Raw genomic sequence first — 1,524 nt, 5'->3', positions numbered from 1 at the left:
TGGAGGCTGCCAATAAGCGCATGGCGGCGTTTTCGCGCCGTGTGAAGGTGGCGGCTGCTGCCGCCGTGGCCGCTGCCGCTGCGGCGGGCGTGGCCATGGTGCGCTCGGGGCTTCAGTCCGTGGATGCCCAGGCCAAGCTGGCCCAATCGCTCGGCACCACCGTGGCCTCAATCCAGACATTGGAACGAGCCGGTGATCTGGCAGGGGTCTCCATGTCGGGCATTGAGCAAGCCACCAAGGACCTCACACGCCGATTGAGCCAGGCAGCCGCAGGTGGTGGACCTGCCGCCGATGCGCTGGAACGCTTGGGGCTCTCGGCCACCGACCTGATCGCCTTGCCGCTTGATGAACGGGTGGGCGCCATTAATGCGGCCATCGAAAAATTTGTGCCGGTGGCAGAGCGTGCCGCCGTGGCGGGCCAGCTTTTCGGCGAGGAAGGCTCAATTGCCATGAGCCGGATCGACACGGCAACCTTGCGCCAGGCCACGGAAGACGTGCGCGCTTTCGGTGTTCTGGTCTCAGAACAAGATGCCGATCAGATCGAACGCACCAATGATGCCATCTCGCGTCTGGGGCTCATCTGGCGCGGGTTGTCAAACCAGCTGGCGGTGGCCGCAGCACCTGCCTTGGAAGCTGTGGCCAATGCCATGGCGGTCATGGGCAGTCGCACAGGGCCGCTTGGTCAAGCGATCACAGCCCTCTTTGACAATATCGGGCGCTTGACGAGTTATGCTGGCACATTTGTCGGGTTTCTCGCGGGACGCTGGGTGTTGGGGCTTGGGAAAGCAGCTCTCTCTGTCAGGGGGCTTGCGACAGCCTTGGTTGTTCTGCGCGGCGCGCTCATTCGCACGGGGCTTGGCGCGCTGATTGTCGGCGCGGGAGAGTTGGTGCATCAGTTCACACGGCTTGTCTCCGGTGCAGGTGGGTTTGGCAACGCCATGGCGCTTCTGGGCGAACTGGCAAGTGAGGTCTGGGAGCGCATGACGCTTGCCGCGGGCAGTTTTGGTGCCTCGGTCGCAGCGGGTTTTAATGACATCAAGGCCAGTGTCGCGGTAGCTATGCAATCTGCTCTCGAGGGCGTGGTTGGGTTTGCCAATGGCGCCGTGAACAGTTTTGAAGGGGCCTTCGGCGCGATCAAGGCCGTCTGGGGTTTATTGCCGGCCGCCATTGGCGATCTGGCATNATTTATCGGCGGTGTGAATGCCGGTCTGGACGCGCTTGGGGTTGAGCGGCGCATTTCTCTCATTGCCGATCTCGATCTCGGCGGCCTGGAGAACCGCTTTGAAGGCGCAGCCTCCCAAGCTGCTACCGCAGCCAAGGGCGCCTTTGCAGAAGCTTTTGCGGACAATCCGCTTGCGGTGCCGGATTTGGGGCTGACGGGTATGGCGAGTGCGGCCACAGCCTCCGCCGAGACCTGGCGCGCGGCAGCGGCGCAAATGGTTGGTGATGCGCAAGCACCGCTTGCAGCACTCACTGCCCTGCAGGCCGCTCTTGCGAACGGCACGGATCCCTCAGGCGCTTCTG

Annotated in this window: 1 pseudogene; it reads left to right on the top strand. The window is 63.4% G+C overall.

Annotated features, from left to right (window positions below):
* A pseudogene (locus tag FAP39_RS17280) lies at positions 1-1,524 on the top strand (phage tail tape measure protein); the annotation flags it as partial.

It is taken from the genome of Shimia litoralis, assembly GCF_005518135.1.
GTDB lineage: Bacteria > Pseudomonadota > Alphaproteobacteria > Rhodobacterales > Rhodobacteraceae > Shimia_E > Shimia_E litoralis.
The sequence above is the reverse complement of the archived record's forward strand: the minus strand, read 5'-3'. Positions and strand labels throughout refer to the sequence as shown.